Origin of the sequence: Helicobacter sp. CLO-3, assembly GCF_001854545.1 — a bacterium.
Taxonomy (GTDB): Bacteria; Campylobacterota; Campylobacteria; order Campylobacterales; family Helicobacteraceae; genus Helicobacter_B.
Genome location: NZ_MLQN01000018.1, coordinates 26,767 through 47,626, shown reverse-complemented (window position 1 = coordinate 47,626; position 20,860 = coordinate 26,767). Strand labels below are relative to the sequence as shown.

At 43.8% G+C, this 20,860-nt stretch carries 20 protein-coding genes and 1 pseudogene; 13 read left to right on the top strand and 8 right to left on the bottom strand.

The window, feature by feature from the left end; all coding sequences use genetic code 11:
- The first annotated feature begins 469 nt into the window (after nucleotides 1–469).
- The gene (locus tag BKN38_RS06040; RefSeq protein ID WP_104720828.1) at nucleotides 470–1,228 is read left to right on the top strand and encodes a hypothetical protein; all 759 of its coding nucleotides are present in this window, start codon (nucleotides 470–472) and stop codon (nucleotides 1,226–1,228) included.
- Nucleotides 1,229–1,428: 200 nt separating this feature from the next.
- Here BKN38_RS06040 and BKN38_RS06035 read toward each other — a convergent pair whose 3' ends face one another.
- A complete protein-coding gene (locus tag BKN38_RS06035) occupies nucleotides 1,429–2,337 on the bottom strand; it encodes a spermidine synthase (protein ID WP_158655956.1) in 909 nt (302 codons plus the stop codon).
- A gap of 614 nt (nucleotides 2,338–2,951) precedes the next feature.
- Here BKN38_RS06035 and BKN38_RS06025 point away from each other — a divergent pair.
- The 3 genes from BKN38_RS06025 to xseB all read left to right on the top strand — a co-directional run bounded on the left by BKN38_RS06025 (nucleotide 2,952) and on the right by xseB (nucleotide 6,088).
- Entirely contained in the window at nucleotides 2,952–4,301 is a 1,350-nt protein-coding gene (locus tag BKN38_RS06025; protein WP_066457697.1) for a sodium-dependent transporter, read from the top strand.
- Nucleotides 4,302–4,438: 137 nt separating this feature from the next.
- Nucleotides 4,439–5,845, top strand: a complete 1,407-nt coding sequence (locus tag BKN38_RS06020) for a sodium-dependent transporter (protein ID WP_066457695.1) — start codon at nucleotides 4,439–4,441, stop codon at nucleotides 5,843–5,845.
- A gap of 24 nt (nucleotides 5,846–5,869) precedes the next feature.
- Nucleotides 5,870–6,088: an exodeoxyribonuclease VII small subunit gene (gene xseB / locus BKN38_RS06015; protein WP_066457693.1), complete on the top strand. Its 219-nt coding sequence runs from the start codon at nucleotides 5,870–5,872 to the stop codon at nucleotides 6,086–6,088.
- A gap of 240 nt (nucleotides 6,089–6,328) precedes the next feature.
- Here xseB and BKN38_RS12295 read toward each other — a convergent pair whose 3' ends face one another.
- Complete coding sequence (locus BKN38_RS12295; protein WP_082942655.1) at nucleotides 6,329–6,454, bottom strand: TRL domain-containing protein; 126 nt, start codon at nucleotides 6,452–6,454, stop codon at nucleotides 6,329–6,331.
- 20 nt (nucleotides 6,455–6,474) lie between these two features.
- Entirely contained in the window at nucleotides 6,475–6,627 is a 153-nt protein-coding gene (locus BKN38_RS11110) for a hypothetical protein (RefSeq protein WP_176754196.1), read from the bottom strand.
- Between the two features lie 311 nt (nucleotides 6,628–6,938).
- Between BKN38_RS11110 and BKN38_RS06010 the strand changes: the two genes are divergently transcribed.
- Nucleotides 6,939–7,250: a TRL-like family protein gene (locus BKN38_RS06010; protein WP_066455078.1), complete on the top strand. Its 312-nt coding sequence runs from the start codon at nucleotides 6,939–6,941 to the stop codon at nucleotides 7,248–7,250.
- 130 nt (nucleotides 7,251–7,380) lie between these two features.
- Here BKN38_RS06010 and BKN38_RS06005 read toward each other — a convergent pair whose 3' ends face one another.
- From BKN38_RS06005 to BKN38_RS05985, 5 genes and pseudogenes are all read right to left on the bottom strand, one after another.
- Entirely contained in the window at nucleotides 7,381–8,316 is a 936-nt protein-coding gene (locus tag BKN38_RS06005; RefSeq protein WP_066455081.1) for a hypothetical protein, read from the bottom strand.
- 202 nt (nucleotides 8,317–8,518) lie between these two features.
- A complete protein-coding gene (gene lpxC / locus BKN38_RS06000; protein WP_066455084.1) occupies nucleotides 8,519–9,412 on the bottom strand; it encodes a UDP-3-O-acyl-N-acetylglucosamine deacetylase in 894 nt (297 codons plus the stop codon).
- A 47-nt stretch (nucleotides 9,413–9,459) separates the two neighbouring features.
- On the bottom strand, nucleotides 9,460–10,254 hold the full coding sequence (locus tag BKN38_RS05995) for a septum site-determining protein MinC (RefSeq protein WP_082942507.1): 795 nt from the start codon (nucleotides 10,252–10,254) through the stop codon (nucleotides 9,460–9,462).
- Entirely contained in the window at nucleotides 10,251–11,675 is a 1,425-nt protein-coding gene (locus tag BKN38_RS05990; protein WP_066455092.1) for a M23 family metallopeptidase, read from the bottom strand. Before BKN38_RS05990 ends, BKN38_RS05995 begins: the two co-directional genes overlap by 4 nt.
- A 118-nt stretch (nucleotides 11,676–11,793) precedes the next feature.
- A pseudogene (locus BKN38_RS05985) lies at nucleotides 11,794–13,098 on the bottom strand (3-isopropylmalate dehydratase large subunit); the annotation flags it as partial.
- Nucleotides 13,099–13,462: 364 nt separating this feature from the next.
- On the opposite strand from BKN38_RS05985, the gene BKN38_RS05975 reads away from it, so the two are divergent.
- The 8 genes from BKN38_RS05975 (at nucleotide 13,463) to BKN38_RS05940 (ending at nucleotide 20,648) form a co-directional block, all read left to right on the top strand.
- Nucleotides 13,463–14,620 carry a GDP-L-fucose synthase gene (locus BKN38_RS05975; RefSeq protein WP_066455098.1) on the top strand — a complete coding sequence of 386 codons (1,158 nt, stop codon included), beginning with the start codon at nucleotides 13,463–13,465 and terminating at the stop codon, nucleotides 14,618–14,620.
- A 256-nt stretch (nucleotides 14,621–14,876) separates the two neighbouring features.
- Nucleotides 14,877–15,566 carry a trimeric intracellular cation channel family protein gene (locus tag BKN38_RS05970; protein ID WP_066455102.1) on the top strand — a complete coding sequence of 230 codons (690 nt, stop codon included), beginning with the start codon at nucleotides 14,877–14,879 and terminating at the stop codon, nucleotides 15,564–15,566.
- Nucleotides 15,563–16,471: a 3'-5' exonuclease gene (locus BKN38_RS05965; RefSeq protein WP_066455105.1), complete on the top strand. Its 909-nt coding sequence runs from the start codon at nucleotides 15,563–15,565 to the stop codon at nucleotides 16,469–16,471. The genes BKN38_RS05970 and BKN38_RS05965 overlap by 4 nt, the downstream gene beginning before the upstream one ends.
- A 37-nt stretch (nucleotides 16,472–16,508) precedes the next feature.
- Nucleotides 16,509–16,925 carry a hypothetical protein gene (locus tag BKN38_RS11105; protein ID WP_066455112.1) on the top strand — a complete coding sequence of 139 codons (417 nt, stop codon included), beginning with the start codon at nucleotides 16,509–16,511 and terminating at the stop codon, nucleotides 16,923–16,925.
- On the top strand, nucleotides 16,922–17,260 hold the full coding sequence (locus BKN38_RS05955) for a hypothetical protein (RefSeq protein ID WP_066455114.1): 339 nt from the start codon (nucleotides 16,922–16,924) through the stop codon (nucleotides 17,258–17,260). The genes BKN38_RS11105 and BKN38_RS05955 overlap by 4 nt, the downstream gene beginning before the upstream one ends.
- Before the next feature lie 387 nt (nucleotides 17,261–17,647).
- The gene (locus BKN38_RS05950) at nucleotides 17,648–18,322 is read left to right on the top strand and encodes a hypothetical protein (protein ID WP_066455117.1); all 675 of its coding nucleotides are present in this window, start codon (nucleotides 17,648–17,650) and stop codon (nucleotides 18,320–18,322) included.
- A gap of 54 nt (nucleotides 18,323–18,376) precedes the next feature.
- Nucleotides 18,377–19,267 (top strand): hypothetical protein, encoded by an 891-nt coding sequence (locus tag BKN38_RS05945; protein WP_066455120.1) that lies wholly within the window; start codon nucleotides 18,377–18,379, stop codon nucleotides 19,265–19,267.
- A gap of 193 nt (nucleotides 19,268–19,460) precedes the next feature.
- Nucleotides 19,461–20,648 (top strand): AzlC family ABC transporter permease, encoded by a 1,188-nt coding sequence (locus tag BKN38_RS05940; protein ID WP_233712935.1) that lies wholly within the window; start codon nucleotides 19,461–19,463, stop codon nucleotides 20,646–20,648.
- The last annotated feature ends 212 nt before the right edge of the window (nucleotides 20,649–20,860 follow it).

Here is a 20,860-nt window from a genome sequence, read left to right as displayed (position 1 = left end):
CTCATTTTGAAATAAAAACGCAAGCATAAAACAAAAAAAAAAAAAACAAAAAAAAACCACCCCCCTATGGAAGGTATAAAAAATTAAAAGATAAGCTTTTTTATGAGCGATATATTACAATAAATGCCAATCGCTGGGTAATTGCACTATACTCCATACGCCGCAAAAAGTCCGCCAAAACACCAAAAAATATAAGTATTTTTGTCTTTAGAAAAATTTTGCACATTTTATGCAAAGCATATGAATCTAAAGTAAAAATATTTGAAAAATATTTTTCTATGCGCTTTATTTTGGGTTTTGTAGATATACCTCATTTTGAACTGGTGCTCACAACCTCATGCAGCTTACGCTGTGAGTCCTGCAATAATCTTATGCAATATTTTTCACCAAATAATCAGTATAAATGTACATTTGAGGGCATCATATCCACCATCGATGCGCTTTATCAAAAGTAGATTTTGTTCAGCATGTGTGTATTATTGGTGGAGAACCGCTATTATTTAGGCAAATCGCGCAAGTAGTAGAAGCACTTGATGCTAGAGACAAAATCAAGCACTTTTATATAGTAACAAATGGTACCATAGATTTTAAAGAGGACTTGTTGCGGGCGCTTGGAAAATCGAATAAAGCTTGTGTGCATATTTCAGATTACTCCAAATCGCCAAATCTCACAATACCACTACGCCAAGAATCAATCATTAAAAAACTAAAAGCTAATGACATTGTCTATCATCTCCGCTGGGAAAAAAAAGATAACGCATGGTTTGATCCTGGCAAAATATATAAGCGAGGACGAGACAGAGATGGTATAAGACGAAATTTTTTAGCATGCAAAATGATTTGTGTGAGTATAATGAGCAATGAGGGAATAAGAGTGGCAGATAATACCAAGTCAAAATGCGAATTGCAAGGTAAGCAAAATGATAGTGGCGAAAGTGACAAAAAAAGCTTGGTGGGCGCCATGTTTGTATGCCCAATAGCCAGTTCTCTATCAAGGCTTTTGGGATTAGAAGAATTTAGCGGGGATTATATCAATTTGCAAAACTTCTCTAGACAAGATATTGTAGATTTTTATGCTAAAGATTTTTATAAAGCATGTGATTATTGCCGCGATATGTGGAAAAAAAACAAAAGAAATTCCAATTGCCATACAGACAAAAGAAGTGCTGAAGCTAGAAGCTTAAGTCCTAAAGGTGTTGAGTTTGTGCACCAATTCCGCATAATTTAGTGCAAAAAAGCAGATTTGAAAGACTTTTGATTTTGACACAAAAAATAATTCGCAAGACAAAAACCCAACCAAGCGCATTAAACAAAGCATGTTTGACTTGAAGCTAATTTGCGGCAAAACCAAACCAAGCGCGTTGGGTGTGTGCTGGTGTGCTTGGCGTGCGTGCTTGATGTGCGTGCTGGTGTGCGCGTTTGGTTTGGCTAATTTTTGATAACGCCCTTTAGATTCTGTGCGAGGAGGGAGGGAAGCGCAAAGACTGCTTGGTGGATGTCGGCATTGTAAAAGCGCAGATCTTTTAGCATATCGCATTTATGCAGGCAAAAATCCGCCAGCGGATGCGTGGCTTTGGAGGCAAAAACAAAGCCTTGATCGCTAAAAAGTGCGAGTGGGGCAAAAAATGGCATCACAATGCCAAAAAATTTGCCAAACGCGCCCAGAATCTGTGCAAACGCCTCTTCTTGCAAATATGGATGCGGGAGGCGCGCTATCAAAATGCCCTGCGCGCTTAGCATACGCTGCAAACCATCGATTTCATGGGCGTTTGGGATGGATTGGTGGATGATGAGATCATATTTTTTTAGCGGCAGATCAATCGCCTTGCTATATAGCGCAAACGCCCTGCTGGCGCGCACTTCTTGAAAATGTGGCAAAAAGCTAATAAGCGAGTCCAGCACCTTCTCATCGCTTTGCAAAAAATCGATTTGCATGCGATGCTTAGCTAGCTCGTGCGCGATTTCTAGGTTAAACCCGCCTAGAAGCAGCGCGCTAGATTCTGCGCCAGCGATAGATTCTGCGCTAGAATCTGCATTTGCGCCCTTAGATTCTACACTAGATTCTGCGCCCACACCAGCATCTGCACTAATAGCGCCCGCGCCCGCGCTATTAGTGCTAGCGATGGGCAGCGAGCACGCACCCACATGCGCCAAAAGCTCGCTTTGGATATAGATAAATTTTTCAAACAAAATATCGCGCTCATCAAACAGCGCAATCTGCCCAAACTCCTTGCTTTTAAACACCTCCAAAATATGCTCGCTACGCACATCCAAAAGCTTCTCTTCCACTGAAAACTCTGTATGAAAATCCTTACTCACTTGCCTATTTAGCCACATAAAAATCCTTGTCAATCTTTGATTTGCGCCCGCTTGCGTGCAGATCCCAGCTAGATTTTGGCGGATTCTTAGGATTTTGAAAATCTTTAAAACGCAATTCCAAAAATCTAACACAACCCAGAATCTAGCTTTGCAAGCATATTTTGCAAGCATATTTGAGGGCGCATTTGGGCTTGGATTCTAGCATATTTGAAGCATTTGCGCGCGCATTTTTGCATAAAACGCTACAAAATTTTGCGATAAATTTTGTAGGCGCATAAATGTAAGCGCGTAAAAATCGTGCAAAATATCGCCAAATATCACTAAAGGCCGCCAAAAGCTATATGGATTTTGCATCATTTTTGTGTATTTTTGGCTTGGCGCGCATACCAAAACACGCCACGCACGCATACATATCAAAATTTAAGAAGCAATGGCTTATAATGCGCTGTTTATCGCGCTAGATTCTGGCGCACAAAAAGCGCAACGCGCGCAAACGCCAGAATCCAAAGCGCACAGGCAAACGCGCGACACAAAACAACGCGCCACGCGCAAACAAAACAAAACGCGCGCAGGCAAGCGCAAACCAAAAACACCAAACGACACCACAAGCAAACCACAACAAAAGGCAGCAAATGAATACCTTTTCAAAATTTGGCTTCATCCTAGCGACACTTGGCAGCTCTATAGGGCTAGGGCATATTTGGCGCTTCCCTTATATGGCGGGGGAGATGGGCGGTGGCGCGTTTGTGTTGCTCTTTTTGCTGCTTACGATGATTGTGGGTGTGGCGATGCTGGTTGGCGAGATGCTTATGGGAAATCGCACGCAGAAAAACGCCGCCGATGCGTTTATCGAGCTAGATCCTAGCCCGCAAAAGCCTTGGCGATTTGCCGGGCTTGTGCTGATAGGTGGTCCGTTCATCCTTACCTTTTATGCGGTGGTGCTTGGCTGGGTGGTGTATTATCTTTTTGGCGTGAGTATGGATTTGCCACAGAATGCGAGCGAGGCAGATTTCGCCTTTAGCTCGCTGCTGACTTCGCAAGCCTCTTGGCAGATTCTTGGCTTTAGCGTGGTGATGGGGCTTACTGGGCTTGTTGTCGCGCTTGGGATAAAAGATGGCATCGAGCGGCTAAATCTCGTGCTGATGCCACTGCTTTTTGTGATTTTTATCGGGCTTTTGATTTATGCGGCGTTTCAGCCCTCTTTCATGCGCTCGGTGCATTTTTTGTTTGATTTCAAATACTATGACATAAATTTCGATGTCATCATAAGCGCGATGGGGCAGATGTGCTTTTCGCTATCCCTTGGCATAGGCATCATCATCACTTACTCCGCCGCGACAGACAAAGACCAAAATCTCCTAGAATCCGCGCTTTGGGTGGCGATTTGTGGCGTGCTTATTTCGCTTATTGCGGGGGTGATGATATTTACTTTTGTGTATGAGTATGATGTGAAAGCCATGGAGGGTGCAGGCTTGGTGTTTAAAGCGCTGCCTATTGTGTTTGGCAAAATGGGCTTTAGCGGCGTGATAGTCTCGGTGCTATTTTTCTTGGGATTGGCGTTTGCAGGCATCACTTCGGCTATCTCGCTGCTAGAGCCAAGTGTGATGTTTTTTGTCCAAAGATATGAGAAAAATCGCAAAGTCATCACTTGGTCGATTGTCGCTGTGATTTATGCGGTTGGCTTGGTGCTTATTTTTTCGCTGCATCAAGACTATGAGCGGCTGCTAAGCGCTTTTGGCAAAAACCTTTTCTCATGGGTGGATGGTGCAAGCTCTGCTATCATCATGCCGCTTGGCGCGCTTATTAGCGTGATTTTTGTGGGGTATTTTGTGGGCAAAGCGCGCGTGCGCGAGATGACACGCGGATTTTTGAGTGAGAGGGCGTTTGGCGTGTGGTTTTTTGTGATACGCTACATTGCGCCGCTTGTGGTTATCGTGGCTTGGGCGGGTAAGATTTTGGATTTGTGGTTTGGCAGAATCTAAAAGGCAGAATCCAAAAGGCGCGCAAGTTTATCAGAATCTAGTCTTATCAGAATCTAGCGTTTGGGAGCAAAGTCTAGCTTTGCAAAGCAGATTCTAGCAGCTCAAATCTTTAGCAGCTCAAAATTTCAAGGAGCATCGTGGGAAAATTTTCTAAAATCGGCTTCATCCTAGCGACACTCGGCAGCTCCATAGGGCTAGGGCATATTTGGCGCTTCCCTTATATGGCGGGGCAAATGGGCGGTGGCGCGTTTGTGTTGCTCTTTTTGCTGCTGGCGTTTTTTATCGGCGTTAGCCTGCTTGTAGCAGATATGCTGATAGGCAACAAGGGCAAGCGCGATGTCGTGGGCTGTTTTGAGGCGCTGGATCCAAGTCCTAGGAAGCTTTGGCGACTTAGCGGCTTTGTGATTATTGGCGGTCCGATTATTTTGTCGTTTTATGCGGTGATTTTGGGCTGGATTTTGTATTATCTGCTAGCGGTTAGCTTCGCGCTGCCTAGCGATATGCCTAGCTCGCAGGCGATTTTTGAGGCGCTTATGAGCGAGCGGATTTTTTATCAGATTCTGGGATTTGCTGCGTGCTTGTTTATCACCGCACTCATCGTTTCTTTTGGGATAAAAGATGGCATCGAGCGGCTAAATCTCGTGCTGATGCCCCTGCTTTTTGTGCTTTTTATTGGGCTTTTGATTTATGCGGCGTTTCAGCCTTCTTTCATGCAGGCGGTGCATTTTTTGTTTGATTTCAAATATCAAGATTTGACACCCAGCGTGCTGATGTCAGCGCTCGCGCAGATGTTTTTCTCGCTTTCACTTGGTGTGGGGACCATCATCACCTACGCCGCCGCGTCACAAGAGAAGCAGAATCTTTTCAAATCCGCGCTTTGGGTAGTGATACCCGGCATCGCCATTTCTTTGATAGCGGGGCTTATCATTTTTACATTTTTCTTTGGATATAGTGGTGAAGCGAAAAATCTAAGCGATAATGGCGCGAAGCTTGTATTTATCTCACTGCCGCTTATTTTTTCGGAGTTTGGCGCGGTGGGACAGATTCTAAGCGTAGCGTTTCTTAGTGCGCTTTTGTTTGCTGGCATCACTTCTACCGTCTCGCTGCTTGAGCCAAGCGTGTATTATCTGACACAAAGGCGTGGGTTTAACCGCATAGGCGCTACTTTTGGCGTGAGTGTGGTGGTGTTTGCGCTGGGGCTTCTTGCGCTTTATTCGATGAGTCTGCCATATGGGGCGAAGCTAAGTGTGGGCGGGGAGAGTGCGTTTTTCTGGCTAGATTTTGTGAGCTCTAGCATTATTATGCCTATTGGTGCGCTTATTAGCGTGGTTTTTGTGGGATTTATCATAGGCAAGGAGCGGCTAAAAGACTACACCAAAGACTTTTTCTCGCCTATCGCGTTTGGCGTGTGGCTGTTTATCCTGCGATATATCGCGCCTATCGTAATCATTGGGATTTTGGCGTATAAGATTCTGGCGGATACTCTGTTTGCAATCGCGGGGATTTTAGTGTATAAGATTATGGAGATTATGGGGGTTTTGTAATAAATTTGAAAAAAGGAGTGCAAAATGGAGCATTTTGAAGAAAAAATCCAAAAAACCAAAGAAATCCTAAGCAAGCTAAACGCGCAGGATCTAAGCCTAAAAGAAAGCCTAGCGCTTTATAAAGTCGGCGTAGAGGAGCTAAAAGCAGCGCAAGCGATGCTAGAGCGCGCAAAGGCGGAGTATGAGGAAATAAAAGCGCAAGATGTGAGCGATGCAAACGCGGAATCTAGCGCGGAATCTTAAAGCGCAAAGTCTTGAGTCTGAAATTTTAAGTGTAGAATTTTAAACGCAGAATCTTAGGCGAGCAACATTAAACTAGCGCAAAAAGTGCTGGTTATTTTGATAGAAATACTAACGGCGTTTTATCCAAAATAAAAACAAAGAAAAATCAAGAAAGACAAGAAATCACGAAAGAAATGCAAATCTCTAGCGCATTTTAGATTCCAGAAAGCCAAAGCTATCTAGAATCTTTAAAGAAGCGGGCTATTTTCCTCTTACTTCTACGGTGCTGCTATTGTAGATGAAAGTGTAGAATGCTTTATAATCTACTGCTTGGACCTGTGTCAAGCCGCCATTTTCGATAGCCTTGCCAACTGTACATTTGCCCATATTGAAGAGGAACAGGATGCTTACGCATTTTTAGCTCGTCCATATTTTGCCTCATCTTTTTTGACCTCTACATTTGTAACCAACGGGTCTCCTATTCTATAAGCACACCCCGCGCTAAAAAGCAGAACAAACGCCAAACCAACAGTGGGCACAAATTTCTTGAAAAAGTTCATCATAATACTCCTGAAAAAATAGATAAAATGGCTAAATCTAAGATTTAGCCATTTTTCGAGGAGGATTATACTTAACAAAATCTGTCAAAATCAATTTTTGCCCCCCCCCCCGATAAAATGCTAAAAATGTGTAAAATTTTCACACACCCCATATAAAAATCTAAACAATTTAAGATATATATATATATATCGCTATTATAATAAAGTCTCTTTGCATTTGTGTTGTGTCCATAGGCGATAATACAGAATCGCAGAATCTAGATTCTGACATCAGCACATTTGCATAGACAAATTTTTTAAAGGCGGATTACATGAAAGGTTTTATTTTTGGATTGAGCGCGATTATTGCAATATCGCTATTTGGTGGTTGCGCTAGCACACAGCCTGTGGGGCTTCTATTTACTGATGCTAGCCTGCCTGTCACTGCTACATCAGCAGGCTCCAGCAACAAAGAAGGAACTGCCACTTGCACTAGCTTCCTTGGGCTTGTGGCACTAGGTGATTGCTCCGTAGAAGCAGCAGCAAAAGCTGGCAACATCAGCTCCATAAAAAGCGTAGATAACAAAGTGTTCAGCGTGCTTGGTCTATACAGCACATACACTACTGTCGTAAAAGGCAACTAACGCGCGCTTTTGCTCGGCCGGCTAACGCTTGTGCCGAGCACTTTCTTTTTGAAACTTATATTTTAGCTTTCGTTTTTTGGATTCTTGTTTTCTTTTCATTTTTGTTTGTGTCATTTTGCTCGCAAATACTTCATAATGGTGGGAGTATGTAGAGTGGTTCGCAGGGGAGAGTGAAGTGCTCTTTGGGTAGAATCTGTGGCGCGGTGAAAGGTGCAATCTCTGGTGGCGTATCTAAAAGCACGCAAGTTATGCCATGTGTGGTATCTGGCGATAAAGCTTTGGTGTGTGGTTTTGGCGAGTCGCTAGAATCTGTATCGTGCGCGTTGTTAGAATCTGCGCTTTTAGAATCTGCATTTTTGGATTTTGGTGCGCTGGGTTTTGGTGAAACGCCAGAATCTTTGCAATTGGCAGAATCTGTATCGTGCGCGTTGCTAGAATCTACATTTTTAAATTCTTGCGCGCGAGAATCTGCCTTTTTGGATTCTATTGTTTTAGATTTCTGCGCTTTGGATTCTGGCGCGCGCGAGTTTGGCAAAAAACCCACACTAGAATCTGCGCTAAAATGTGGCAAATTGGATTCTGTGCTTTTGGATTCTGTGCTTTTGGATTCTGTGCTTTTGGATTCTGACGCGCGGGATTCTCGCGCGGAATCCATAGAATCCATAGAATCTGCTTTGTAAAAATATCGTTTGCCAAAGGCGTAGATATAGCTATTTGGCAAAAATGCGAAGCTATCGGCGGCGTAAAGCTTGATGCCTTTGATGATAGCTAAGCTATGCAAAAACACATGCGTAAGCCTAAGCGCGCTTAGATTCCCCGGACCCGCAGCATAATATATCGCGCCAATTTTCGCGCGCTCTTGTGTGGCGCTTTTATCGCTATTTTTTTGCGCGCGCTCATTTTTGCGCCTATTTTCACAAAACGCCTCGATCTCTTGAAACGCAATAGCTAGCGCGCTGGAAGGCTTCTCATCGATAGTGCGCGCAGACACCAGCACATCATCATCGTATATCGCGTAATGCAGCGGCTGGTTGATACAAAAAAGCAGGATATTGTAAGTTTTCATCGATTTGGCTTGTTTGGTTTATTTACGCGCTGGGCTTAGTTTTGTGGCGGATTCTGCTCTAATTTTGGATTCTGCTTGGATTTGCCTAGAATCTAAGGCACTTTAGAATCCAGCGCGCCTTTAGATTCTGCTTTTAGATTCTCGCGGGATTCTAGCGCGCACAAAAAAGCGCAAAGCAGAATCCAGAATCCAAAGCCCCCCTCTACCCAATCGCCACCGCACGCTCAAATTCCGCCACTTTTTGGCTCTCTTGCGTGGTGATGACTTCATACGCGCTCTCATCGCTTAGCAGCTTTTGGGTAAGCAGCGAGTTTAGCTTGTGGCTGCCGGCAAACGACACATAGCTGCCAAGCAGCGGGATGCCAAGTATCGCCATATCCCCGATAGCATCAAGAATCTTGTGGCGCACAAACTCCTCGCTATATCGCAAGCCATCTTTATTCATCACACCACTTTCATCTAGCACGATGCAGTTGTTTAGATTCCCGCCCTTTGCAAGCCCGATAGAGCGCAGATAATTCACCTCTTGCAAAAAGCCAAAAGTGCGCGCTTTGGCGATTTCTTGGATATAGTCTTTTTTGGAGAAGGTAAATTTGTAGCTCTGCTCCCTTATCGCCGGATGCCCAAAATCTATAGAAAAATCAAAAATCGTGCGCTCGCTTGGCTCTAGTCGCACAAATTTATCGCCCTCGCGCACTTCGATTGGCTTTTTTATCTCGATAAGCTTGCGCGGCGCGTCAAACTCCTGAATCCCCGCCTCATCCAAAAGCATACAATAAGATATCGAGCTGCCATCCATGATGGGGATTTCTTCGTTATCCACGCTTATTTTTAGGTTGTCTATCCCATAGGCATACACAGCACTCATGAGATGCTCGATAGTCGAGATTTTGGCATCGCCCTTGCCGATGACGGTAGCCATTTTGGTGTCTATGATGTTGCTAGGCTGCATGGGGATGCTAACCCCCAAATCGCTTCGATAAAACACGATCCCGCTATTTGCCTCCAGCGGCTCTAGCACCATAGTGACAGGCACGCCTTTATGCAGTCCGATGCCGGTTAGCTCGACTTTTTTCTTTACGCTTCGTTGTTTCATGTTTTTCCTTTGTGCGCGGCGCTAGATTCTGCAAGCTTAAAGCGCGCTTAGAGATGTATTTCTTTGATAAGAATATTATCACTATTTTTGGCAACAATGTTTAAATGCTCGCTCGCATTTATAAGGTCTATCATCTCTTTTCCTAGCACCTCATCGCCGATTTTTAGGTATCCTGCGCGCAATTTTTTGAGGATGATAAACTCGCCTGCTATCTCCACGCTCCCGCTACAATCGCCCAAAATCACGGCATTTTTTGCCACCACGCGCGCGCCATTTGCGACATCGCCGATGATGATGACATTGCCTTGTGAGATGATTTCCTCGCCGCTTCGGACTTTGTATATTATTTTATCGGCGTTTTGTGTGGCGTTTGCAATAGTTTTGTTTATGATAGATTCTGCTAAGTTGCCTGCAAAAGGGCTTTTGGCGCTAGAATCTAGGGCTTTTGGCGCGGTGTTTTGGGCGCTGGCGTTAGAGGCGGCGTTTTTAGATTCTGGCTTGGCGTTGGATTCTGCGCTAGAATCTGCGTTTTTAGATTCTAGTGCAAAATCTAAACCATTTAGATCAATTTCTTTTCTATCTTTTTGCGCGGGCAGTGTGCCGATGATATAGGCTAGATTTAGCGAGGCGCATAAAGATTCTAGCTGGGCTAGCTGGGCTTTTTTATTATCATTATCCGCACCGCCAGCACCGGCACCACCCGCGCCGCCATTATCCACCGCGCCAAAATACAGCACAAAGCCCTGCAAAAGCGCTTGATTTTTGATGATAAACGCGTGCCACTCCTCCACGCTACCCTCTTCAAAAATCATCACTCGTTGTTGTTTTTGTCGTGTTTTCATTTGGATTCTATGATTACCCTAGCTTTTTCAAAAATATCAGTGATATTGTTTTTTATCCAACAAGAATCCATCCACTCGACATTTCGCACATTATGCCCTTGCACGAGCATGCCAAAGTGCAAATGATCGCCAAACGCCCAGCCACTCTGCCCGCTAAGCCCTATCACATCCTTACTCTCCACGCTAGAATCCACACTTGTTAGAAATTTTTCCAAATGCGAATAAAGGCTTATCACGCCAAAGCCATGATCTAATATGATAGTGTTGCCATACACGCCTAGCTTTTTGGCGAGCGCCACGCGCGCGGGGTTTTGCGCGATGATATTGTCATTTTTCACACTTGCCATATCAAGCCCTAGATGCACGGAGTGGCTGACTTGATTTTTATCATTTATATAGGTGCGCTTATCGCCAAATTTTCCCACCACCGCATAGCCTTTGATAGGCGTGAAAGATGTCCAAGATACCGGCATTGAAAGGCTTTGCGCATCTTTTTCGCTGGCTTCTTGTGAGATTTCTTTTATCGTTTTTTCATCATTTTCGCGCACTTGTTCGTTGATATAGACAAATTTTTCAAAATTATTATTAAGCGCCAGCAGTGCTGCATCTGGATAAATATCCAAAATATCATCGATGAGACTATCCATTTTCTCGCTCAAAAAGTCCTCTTTTAGCGCGATAGTGGAGCTTTGATAGCGCGGCGTGGTGTCTTTGATGAAAGGTATTGCGATTCGTTGCGTGTTTAGCGCGGTATCAGTGGCGGTGATTTTGCCGCTGAAGTTTTGGTTGGCAATAGGCCATGCCATGATGACTGCATAATACCCCTCGCGCATGAAAGGAAAGGGGATGAAGCTATCCTTGCCATTGCTTACTTGAATCTCTTTGATATCCACGCTATCCACGCTAAACACCACCAGCGCGCTGCCGCCATAGCTGATTTTGTGCGAATTTGCGAGAATCTTTATCGTTGGGGGCTTGGTGTTTATGATGAAATCTAGCTTTTTATGCAGTGTCGCGCCGCTGAAAAAATTCGCATTGCTCCAGTCTGTGATCGCCACATCATAGTGGATTCTCGTTTTATCAGGCAGGTTTATATCTGGCTTTGGCAGCCATATTTTTAGAGTTTTTGGGCGATTTACGATGACTTCTTCTTTTTCTAGCACGACCAAGCCATCTTCAGTTGTCGCTTTGATTTTATAGGATTTGATGCGATTTTCGCTTTTGGCATTGATAGCGATGCGTCGCTCTGGATTCCACGCGGCTTTGTCATCGATGGGGAATTGCGTCGTGGGATTTACATACAGCGAGACTTCGACTTCGATAGGCTCGGCTTTAAACAAATCAAGCGTGTATAAAAAATAGCCAAAAAGCACCACCGCTACGATAGTTAGAAAATTTAGCAGTTTAGAATCCCAAAACATTTTAGGCACCTATATTTTTGGATTCTGGGGCGGATTGTGCCAAAGTGGATTCTAAAGTGGCGGATTCTGCGCTAGAATCCAAAAAAGCAGAATCCAAAACACCAGAATCTATAAAATCCCTTGGATCAGCGATTTTGCCCTCTATCGCCGAGCGCGCGACTACAGCGGAGTTTGCTAGATAAACTTCTGAACTTCTTGAGCCCATGCGCCCGATGAAGTTGCGATTTGTTGTAGAGACACAGCGCTCATTATCGCCCAAAATCCCCATATACCCGCCAAGGCAAGCCCCGCAAGTAGGATTTGAGATAAGCGCACCAGAATCTAAAAGTATGTCGATAAGCCCTAGTTTTTGCGCTTGGCGGTAGATTTTCTGCGTGCCGGGCGTGATGATGAGGCGCACGGAGGGATGCACCCTCTGCCCTTTTAAAATATGCGCGGCGATTTTTAGATCGCTTAGCCTGCCATTGGTGCAGCTTCCGATGAAGGCTTGATCGATTTTTAGGTTATCGCGCACTGCTTGCGTGATGCTTTTGCCATTGCTTGGCAAAAATGGATAGGCAATAACCGGCTCTAGCTTTGAGACATCGATACGCAAAATCTGCGCATAAGTCGCGCCCTCATCGCTTGCATAAAACTTCGGCTCCGCGCGCAAAGTGCTATTTTCTTTTTTTCTAGATTCTAAGAAAGCTTTAGTGATATTATCGGGTGCGATGATGCCATTTTTCGCGCCCGCTTCTATCGCCATATTACACATAGAGAAGCGATCATCCATGCTTAGATTCTCTATCGCCTCGCCGCAAAACTCCAGCGTCTTATACAGCGCGCCATCCACGCCGATTTGGCGGATGACTTCTAGGATGAGATCTTTGCCATACACGCCTTTTGCCATTTTGCCGACGAACTCTACTTTGATGCTTTGAGGGACTTTGAACCAGTTTTTCCCAGTAATCATCGCATACGCCAAATCCGTGCTCCCCATACCCGTGCTAAACGCCCCAAGCGCGCCATGCGTGCAGGTGTGAGAATCTGCACCGATGATGACATCGCCACTTACCACAAGCCCCTTTTCTGGCAAAAGCGCATGCTCTATCCCCATATCGCGCTCATCAAAATATAGCTTCAAGCCATGTTTGCTCGCAAAATCGCGGCTGATGCGCGCTTGGTTGGCAGAGGCTATGTCTTTGGCGGGGATGAAGTGATCCATTACGATGCAGAAATTATCCGCTTTGGCAAGCTTCTTTGCCCCGCTTTTTTCAAAAGCTTTGATGGAAAGTGGCGTGGTGATGTCATTTCCTATCACCATATCAATCTCGCATTCGATGATCTCATCGGCATATACGGGCTTGCCGCAGTGCGCTGAAAAGATTTTTTCTGTGATTGTTTGGGGTTTGGTGGCGTTTGTCGTTTGGCTGTTTGCTTGCATTTTTCTCTCCGCTAGTTTATGCTTGGCATTTTGCGTTTGGCTTTTGCGCTCGCACTTTTGCGCTCACATTTTGTGTTTGCGCGTTTGCGCCTTTGGCAAAGCGCCTGCATAATCCAGAATCTAAACAAATTCTAAACAAAGCGCAAATTATACAACATTTACGCGCTGATGTCGGCGGATTTTCGCGGATTTCTAGCAAAAAATTTGCCAGCGCAAAATATGCCAATACAAAAGCCAATGCAAAAATATATGCTATAATGCGCGCGTTTAAGTTTAAAGCGCACGAGTTTTGGCACAAGCTTTGATACGAGCGACGCAAACGCACAAAACGCGCGATAGCGATTTTATAATTTAGGAGTGATTTATGAAGCTAGATTCTAGGATTTTTGTAGCAGGACATCGCGGGCTGGTGGGCTCTAGCATCGCAAAAGAGCTAGAATCTAGAGGCTATCAAAACATTTTGACGCGCAGCAGAGATGCGCTTGATTTGCTGGATTCTGCGGCGGTGGAGCAGTTTTTTAGGCAGGCTGGCCCGGAGTTTGTCTTTGTCGCGGCGGCAAAGGTGGGCGGCATCATGGCAAACAACACCTACCGCGCAGACTTCCTCTACCAAAACCTAGTCATCCAAAACAACATCATCCACAGCGCCTACAAATATGGCGTGAAAAAGCTACTCTTCCTCGGTAGCTCTTGCATCTACCCCAAAAACGCCGCCCAGCCAATCACTGAGCGCGCACTGCTTACAAGCGAGCTAGAATACACCAACGAACCCTACGCCATCGCCAAAATCGCGGGGCTAAAGCTATGCGAAAGCTACGCGCTGCAATATGGCTGCAACTTCATAAGTGCGATGCCTACAAACCTCTATGGCGAGGGCGATAATTTTGATCTAGAGACTTCGCATGTCCTGCCAGCACTACTTCGCAAAATCCACCTAGCGAAGCTTCTGCAAGAGGGCAAAATGTCTGAAGTGGAGAAAAATACAGGGCTTGCTGGCGAGGCGCTAGCGGCGTTTCTCAAGCGGTTTGGCATAAGCGCTGAAAGCGTGGAAATCTGGGGGAGTGGGAATCCTAGGCGAGAGTTTTTGCATACGAAGGATTTGGCGCGAGCGTGCGTGTTTGTGATGGAGCATGTGGATTTTGAGATGCTAGCTAGCGGGGAGTTTGGCAAGGATTCTAAAAATGTGGATTCTGGCGCGGCGGAATCTAGGGGGGGAGAATCTAAAAGCGCGGATTCTGGCAATTTGGATTCTGGCGTGCCGACTAGCAAGCCCCGCCAAGTGCGCAACACACACATAAACATCGGCTTTGGCAGCGATGTCAGCATAAAAGAGCTAGCAGAGCTCATCAAAGAGATAGTCGGCTTCACAGGCGCGCTGGTGTTTAACAAAAGCCTACCCGATGGCACATTCCAAAAGCTCATGGATTCTAGCAAAATAAACGCGCTAGGCTGGACACCCCAAATCACTCTGCGCGAAGGCATCCAAAGCGTCTATAAAAACTACAAAACCACAAACAGCTAAAACAACCAAACAACTAGCGCAAAACACCAGAATCTAGATTTGCAAAGCAATTTTTTGCTAAAATCTATTAGAATCCAAAAGCGCACAATCGCAGCGATAGGAATCAACTAGCTTGTCTAAAAGTAGCAAACCAGCCAAAACAACAAAAGCCCAGCCAGTCGGAATCCAAAAGTAGTAGAATCTAAAATCAAGCTAGAATCTAAAAGCTAGTCAGAATCCAAAATTGGCTAGAATCCAAACCCGCCAAAGGATAGCGATGTTTCTCCTAGTCTTGTATATCATAGGCATCACCGCGGAGGCGATGAGTGGCGCGCTTATCGCTGGGCGGCACAAGATGGATTTGATAGGCGTGCTTTTCATCGCGCTTGCGGCGGCTATCGGCGGGGGCTCGATACGCGATGTGCTGTTTGAGCACTACCCGCTCACTTGGGTAGCCCACCCCGAATACATCGTGATAATCTGCGTGGCAGCACTCCTCACCACGCTCATACCGCGCATTGTGGCGCGATTGGAGAAGCTGTTTTTGGTGCTGGATGCGCTGGGGCTGGTGGCGTTTGCAGTCATCGGCGCGCAAATCGCGCTAGGTGCAGGGCATGGCGTGGTGCTGGTGGTGAGCTCGGCGGTGATTACAGCGGTGTTTGGCGGGGTGCTGCGCGATATATTTTGCGGTATCGTGCCGCTGGTGTTTCGCAAAGAGCTGTATGCGGGCGTGGCGATAATCACCGCGCTTGTGTATTATGGGCTTTGCAAGCTAGAATGCGACATAAACACCGCTAGCGTCGTGGCGGTGGCGATTGGCTTTGTGATACGATTGTGGGCGATTTGGTATAAAATCTCGGTGCCGGTGTTTTCTTTTGAGTCGCCAGAATCCTCGAGTGAAAATCCAAATAAAAAATCAGGTAAAAATTCGGATGAAAATTCAGATAAAAATAAGGAGCAAAAATGATATGTGTATTTGATATAGAGAGCGTGCCGGATATTGAGCTAGTGAGGGGGTATTTTGGGCTGGATTCTGGCGGGAAAATAGATTCTGGTGCCAGCGCAAATGTCGATGAAAATGTAGATTCTAGCGCTAGTGCAAATGTAGATTCTGGCGCGGGCGCAAACATCGATAAAAACGCAGAATCCAGCATCGCCATCTGCGAAGCCGCATTTGCCGCGCAAAAAGAAAAAAGCGGAAGCGAATTTTTGCCTATATTTTTGCATAAAATCGTCTCGATTTCTAGCGTGATTTGCGATGATTACGGGCATTTTGTAAAGGTTGGCAATTTTGGCAGAGGCGGCGATGAGCGCGCGATTTTGCAGGATTTCATCGATTATATCAACAAAAAAGAGCCGCGATTAGTCAGCTTCAATGGCAGGGGGTTTGACATCCCAGCCATCATGCTAAGGGCGATGCGCTACAATCTCTGCGCCAATGGATTCTATGAGGTCGAGAATCCCGCGCGCACCAAAAACAAATGGGAAAACTACCGCGCGCGATACAGCGAGCAGTGGCATACCGATTTGCTCGATACGCTGGGGCATTTTGGCAGCGTGCGCGGGCTAAACCTCGATGGCGTTTGCAAAATGCTAGGAATCGTCGGCAAATACGATGTCAGCGGCTCGGATGTGTATAAAATCTACTACGCGCAAAATGACCTAGCAAAAATCGATGAATACTGCCAAAGCGATGTGCTAAACACCTATTGGCTTTACCTAAAATACGCGATTTTGAAAGGCGAGCTGACGCTTGGTGACTACAGCGTGATACTGCAAGAGTGGAGCGAGCGTATGCCAAAAGATCGCGGCTACAGCGAGGCTTTTTGCCAAAATATACAAAAAGAGCTGGGAAAGCTTGGGCGAGGGTGAGAAATAGGAATTTTAGTTGGTGACAAAAAGGCATAAAATGAAACGCACCATCTTGGCAATCACTGGCTTGACAATCACTAGCCCAGCAATCAATGGCTTGGCAATCACTGGAATCCTTATTATATCTTTTATGATAAAAGGCTGTTATACCCCTACAAGCTATCGCGCTTTTATTCCTAAATCTCTGGATTCTGAATATAAAGAATATGAGCGATTATGTAAAGAGGAAGTAGGTCAAGTTTTGTATGCAAAGCCTGTGCAAGATGTAAGAAGTGGGGCTAAGCTGGAGGATATGTTTTTATTTTCTAGAAAAATAGAATTGGGGAAATTTATATCCATTATAGTTAGGAAGCGTGGGAGATGCATACAGTCAATACAGTCCATATTATTATGTTTATATAGCAGGCTTTATATATCACACAAGCTGGAAACATCAACACTTCACGCCGCATGATATTACTGAAAAAACCATTAAATGCACCCTTTTTTTATGCTAAAAATGAGGAAGAATATTTTGATTTGGGAAGTAAAGCTAAAGAATATCCTGATGATATAAGAGAAAGCAAAGCCAAAGAATACAATAGCATAATGAAAAGCAAAGCTTTTAATAATAAAGAATATATAGGCACAGAATATGAAGAGATAATTTTTATTGAAAATGAAATTACTGGATATGTTCATGGTGAAAATATTACATACGGTAAACGCCGGTCAATTAGAGAATGGGGAGCTGATCTAGAAAACATGCTACAAAGAGCAACAAATTTTAGAGGGAGGAAGCTTAGATGATGGGGGCTTAGATGATGGATGCCTTTAGGGGCGCGATAATGCAAAGCGCGGTAAGCTTGGGGCGGCAGATAGGGCAAGCTTGGAGGGGTAGATAGAGTAAGATTGGGGCGCGGTAGATAGAACGCCAAAGAGGCCTTATCAATCTAGATGAAAATTATAAAACTTTTTAGCGCAAGGGCAGAAAATGACAAATCCAGCGAATAACTTTTATGCTTCTTTAAATATATGTTATGAAATTTATGTCATGGCGAATCTGAAAAAGATTTACCCAAAATTATAATCAGCGCAGAGATTTAGGCGTAGCTAGCGCGCTTTTTAAATATGTATTTGCCTGCAAATTTTGCTTTTGTAGATGGTATAATGTATTTAAAAAAGAGGACTTAAACCATGAACGATAAAGAACCAAGCAAAGAAAACCTAAATTCAGCACAAAACAAAAAATACGATAAAAATGGAGATGAGATTATTTGGGAATATGAGGGAGATTCAAAAGTGTGGTTTTGTATAGTTGTAGCGGTACATATGATTTATATTTATACTTTTTATCGCCTTACTATAGATCAAGCGGCAAATTGGGTAAATCCCGGTTTTGGGCATTATGTAGCTTTTTTAGGTTTATTTTTGATAATGTTTGCCTACCCGCTTTATTCTATTTTTAGATTGTTTAATCAAAAAGCAGTATATGCTACAAAGGATAAGCTTATTTTTAAAAAATATTTAGGTAAAACAAAAACTCTATCTTTAGAGCTTCCCATATATGGCTTACATCGTTTATTAAGATGTCCACATTCAACTACTGATTTTTATATACTTAGCAATAAGGGAAGATTATTTAGAGTAGCCTATATCATTCATGTGGGTCAAGATGAGAGCATAAGAGAACTCTATAAAAATATCTTATTGCCAAGAGTTAAAGAATATTACTTAAATGTAGTAGATGATAAAGAAGCAGCTATTTGCAGAGATGATTTATTAGACTCAGATTTTAAACGCTTGATAGATTTAAAGGCTTTAGAAAATGAAAGACAAGAAAGGCTTAAAAATGATAAATCAAACAAATAGTATTTATGCTTCTTTAAATTTATGTTATTATGAATCTAAAAAAGGAGAATGTAAATGAAAGATTTAAATTTAAGAGTTTTAAACTATGGCATAAATTTAAAAAAGAAATTAAGAGCTTTGCTTTATGTTTTTGGTTTAAGTTTAAGAATCTTAACTTTGTTTGTCTTAGCTTTATCTTTGAATGCTTGCCCCTTTTACCCTCCTGGTAGAAAAGTTTATAGTGAAATACCCAGTCCTAAACCACCATCTTTTACTCTTATACAGACAAATAATACTATACAAACAAATATTCCTACTATAGAAGTAAAATTTCAGCCCATCAAGCAATTGACTAAACAGGAATATAACAATATTTTTTATAAACAAAAGTCAGAATATTATCTTAGTAAGGCAAGCAGTCCGCATTTTACTAATTTGGCTTCTACAAATAAAGAGTATGTTGTATATTGCAATAATGAAAGGCTTCAAATTCTTGATGCCGACAATGATTTAAGGGAGCTTCAAGAGTATAGTCATATAAAGTGTAGCGACTATGGAGGTGCCGCTTTTTCATTTTCTGCATCTTTATCGCCTAACAATAAATATCTCATTGTAAATTATAACGATAGCTCTCAAATTTATGATTTTAAAACTCAAGAATTAATATATAATAATCCAAACGCAAGAATTTTTATAGTCGATATATTCCTTGATAATGAGATTATATTGGCAGGCAATAATGATTGGATAGTTTTTACCAATGAATTCTCTCAAAGATTTGCTGTAAAAGAAATAGATAAAGATTTTATTAATTTAAATGAGGAGGAAAAGATATATATATTCTCTGCATTCTTTAAAGATGGTAATATATACATACTTTTTCGGCATTCTAATATTTCCACAGAAAATGATCCAGCATACTACTACCTAGCCAAACTTGTTCCTATAAACAAGAATAAGGAATGATTTGCGCCATATTGCTCAAAGAGAAAATTGCAAGAGCTGCCTTGAGGCTTTGAGGCAAGCTTTTTGTGATAAAGTCATGCTTCGTGTTGTTTTATTGCGGATTGGTTGTAGATTTTGGTAGAATCTGAAGCGAAATGAGGCTTGGCAAGATTTGCAGAGTATTAAAACTAAAAGCATCAAAATTTGAGGAAAAATGAAGCAAAAAGATATGGAAAATAAAAAGCTAGAATCCAAAAAAGTAGAATCTAAGGCGGCAGAATCCAAACAAACAGAATCTAAGACAATAGAATCCAAAAAAGCGAAATCCCAAACGACAAAATCGCAAAAGCCAGAATCCCAAAAGATAGAATCACACAAGCAAAAATCCAGCAAAACAAAAACCAAAAAGCTAGAATCCAAAAGTATAGATTCTGAAATTTTAGATTCTGCACCAGAATCTAAAAGCTGGGATTTTCAAAATATGGATTCTCAAAATATAGATTCTGGTGGGGATTATCAAGCAGATTCTAAAGCGCTGGATTCTAGCGCGCAAACCAAAATAAGCGCAATAAGCACAACGAGCGCCGACACAATCGCCAACGCCACCCAAAATACAAAAAACGCCACAGCCGCCCAAAACACAAACACAAACACAACCACAAGCACCGCCAGCGCCAGCGCGCAAAACACCAACTCCACCGCGCACATCGCCACGCAAGCGCTTTTGGACGCCTTTCCGCACACGCTTCCCATACTCGCTGGCTACATCGCCATGGGCGCGACTTTTGGGATACTGCTTGAGAAAGAAGGCTTTGGCGCGATTTATGCGGCGCTCATGGGGATTTTCATCTATGCGGGCGCGATGCAGTTTGCGTGCGTGGGGCTTTTGGCGGCGGGGGCGAGCGTGCTAGATAGCTTCATCATCGCGCTTATGATTAACTCTAGGCAGATTTTCTACGCGCTCTCCATGCTTGGTAAGCTCGCCAAAACCGAGCGCAAAAAGCGCTGGTATCTGATTTTTTCGCTAACCGATGAGACTTTTGCGCTGCTAAATCTCAAAACCCCAAAAAAGCACATAAACAACGATTGGTTTATGTTTTGGATTGCCGCGCTAAATCAGCTTTATTGGGTGGTGGGCTGTGTGCTTGGCGCGCTGGCTTCTAGCTATTTTACTTTTGATGCACGGGGCATGGAGTTTGTGATGAGCGCGATTTTTGTGGTAATTTTCATCGATCAGTGGAGCTCCAGCAAAACGCACAGCCCGGCAATCATCGGCGTGGCGGTGAGTGTCATCTGCCTTGTGGCGTTTGGCAAAGAGGCGTTTTTGCTGCCCTCACTCGTGGCGATATGCGCGATATTGCTCTATCTTAATGCGAATAACAGCAAAAAAGCGCTAGAATAAACGCTTTTGATGTGGCGCAATGCGCGCTTTGTGGCTTCAATAAGTATAAATAAAGAAATATAAATTTTGAGGGTTTGGATGAAAGGGTATGCTATTTTGCTGTGGTGCGCGCTGTTTGGGCTATGTGCTGAAGTTTGCGCGCATACCAAAACGCCGCGCGATGTGGGCTTGGCAGGCTTTGGCGGGGCGGATTCTGGCGCGCTGGATTTTGG

Coding starts and splice junctions, on each gene's coding strand:
- BKN38_RS06010 (WP_066455078.1), top strand. CDS start 6,939: ATGAAAGGTTTTATTTTTGGATTGAGCGCGATTATTGCAATATCGCTA.
- BKN38_RS11110 (WP_176754196.1), bottom strand. CDS start 6,627: ATGAACTTTTTCAAGAAATTTGTGCCCACTGTTGGTTTGGCGTTTGTT.
- BKN38_RS06025 (WP_066457697.1), top strand. CDS start 2,952: ATGAATACCTTTTCAAAATTTGGCTTCATCCTAGCGACACTTGGCAGC.
- xseB (WP_066457693.1), top strand. CDS start 5,870: ATGGAGCATTTTGAAGAAAAAATCCAAAAAACCAAAGAAATCCTAAGC.
- BKN38_RS11105 (WP_066455112.1), top strand. CDS start 16,509: ATGAAACGCACCATCTTGGCAATCACTGGCTTGACAATCACTAGCCCA.
- BKN38_RS05970 (WP_066455102.1), top strand. CDS start 14,877: ATGTTTCTCCTAGTCTTGTATATCATAGGCATCACCGCGGAGGCGATG.
- lpxC (WP_066455084.1), bottom strand. CDS start 9,412: ATGAAACAACGAAGCGTAAAGAAAAAAGTCGAGCTAACCGGCATCGGA.
- BKN38_RS06005 (WP_066455081.1), bottom strand. CDS start 8,316: ATGAAAACTTACAATATCCTGCTTTTTTGTATCAACCAGCCGCTGCAT.
- BKN38_RS05990 (WP_066455092.1), bottom strand. CDS start 11,675: ATGTTTTGGGATTCTAAACTGCTAAATTTTCTAACTATCGTAGCGGTG.
- BKN38_RS05940 (WP_233712935.1), top strand. CDS start 19,461: ATGAAGCAAAAAGATATGGAAAATAAAAAGCTAGAATCCAAAAAAGTA.
- BKN38_RS12295 (WP_082942655.1), bottom strand. CDS start 6,454: ATGGGCAAATGTACAGTTGGCAAGGCTATCGAAAATGGCGGCTTGACA.
- BKN38_RS05945 (WP_066455120.1), top strand. CDS start 18,377: ATGAAAGATTTAAATTTAAGAGTTTTAAACTATGGCATAAATTTAAAA.
- BKN38_RS05995 (WP_082942507.1), bottom strand. CDS start 10,254: ATGAAAACACGACAAAAACAACAACGAGTGATGATTTTTGAAGAGGGT.
- BKN38_RS05955 (WP_066455114.1), top strand. CDS start 16,922: ATGATATTACTGAAAAAACCATTAAATGCACCCTTTTTTTATGCTAAA.
- BKN38_RS05975 (WP_066455098.1), top strand. CDS start 13,463: ATGAAGCTAGATTCTAGGATTTTTGTAGCAGGACATCGCGGGCTGGTG.
- BKN38_RS06035 (WP_158655956.1), bottom strand. CDS start 2,337: ATGTGGCTAAATAGGCAAGTGAGTAAGGATTTTCATACAGAGTTTTCA.
- BKN38_RS05950 (WP_066455117.1), top strand. CDS start 17,648: ATGAACGATAAAGAACCAAGCAAAGAAAACCTAAATTCAGCACAAAAC.
- BKN38_RS05965 (WP_066455105.1), top strand. CDS start 15,563: ATGATATGTGTATTTGATATAGAGAGCGTGCCGGATATTGAGCTAGTG.